At 78.5% G+C, this 730-nt stretch carries 2 protein-coding genes; both read left to right on the plus strand.

Features of this window, described 5'->3' with window-relative positions; translation table 11 throughout:
- On the plus strand, positions 1–549 hold a 549-nt coding region (locus C667_RS23630), incomplete at its 5' end, for a hypothetical protein (RefSeq protein ID WP_004391600.1).
- Positions 546–730: hypothetical protein (locus C667_RS23635; RefSeq protein WP_004391603.1), on the plus strand; the 185-nt coding region annotated here is incomplete at its 3' end. The genes C667_RS23630 and C667_RS23635, both read left to right, overlap by 4 nt.

Here is a 730-nt window from a genome sequence, read left to right on the forward strand (position 1 = left end):
GAAGAGGCGGAGCTGGCCGCGCGGGAGGCCGAACGCGCCGCGCGCGCAGCCCTCGACGTCGAGCCACCTCCCCCCGCCACCGCGGCGATGGTCGCACCCGAACCCGAGCCGCCCCCGCCCCCCGCGGCGGAACCCGCAGCCTGCCCGCCTGCCTACAGCCCACCGCCCGCCCCCATCGCCCGGCGCATCGACGGCATCCTGCGACGCCCCGACGGCGAGGTCCTGCTCTGGGTCGAGGGCAGCTGGCAGTCCGCCCGCGCGCTCGGCCTGCGCCCGGTGACCGGCGACGCAGCCGCGGTGTCGCCACCCGGACGGCGCACGCGGCTGCGCAGCGGCGACTCGATGCCCGTGGAACTTGCGACGCTTGCGGTCGAGGCTGCGCAGCCACATCCCGAACACGAGCAGGCGGTACCCGGTGCTCGCGAGACGAAGCCCGACGCCCACCCTGCGCAGCCCGTCCCAGGCACGGCAGGGCCCGCCCTCGCCGCTGCGCAGTCCGCCCTCATGACCGCCGCGCCCGCCCTCGCCGCCAGTGGAGCACGGCCGTGACCGCGACCGCTCCGGGCGCACTGCGCGGACCACAGCGACACGCCTGCAGGCCACCCGCGCTCCCCGCGTCCACGCGCGCCCGACGCGATCCCGACCCGTCCGGCGGCCAGGCCCTGATCGCCGCCCTGCTGCTGCTCACCCTGCTCGCCGCCGGCGGACTGCTCGCCGGCGGCGAGCTGCG

Origin of the sequence: Thauera phenylacetica B4P (assembly GCF_000310225.1) — a bacterium.
In the GTDB taxonomy this organism is placed as follows: Bacteria; Pseudomonadota; Gammaproteobacteria; order Burkholderiales; family Rhodocyclaceae; genus Thauera; species Thauera phenylacetica.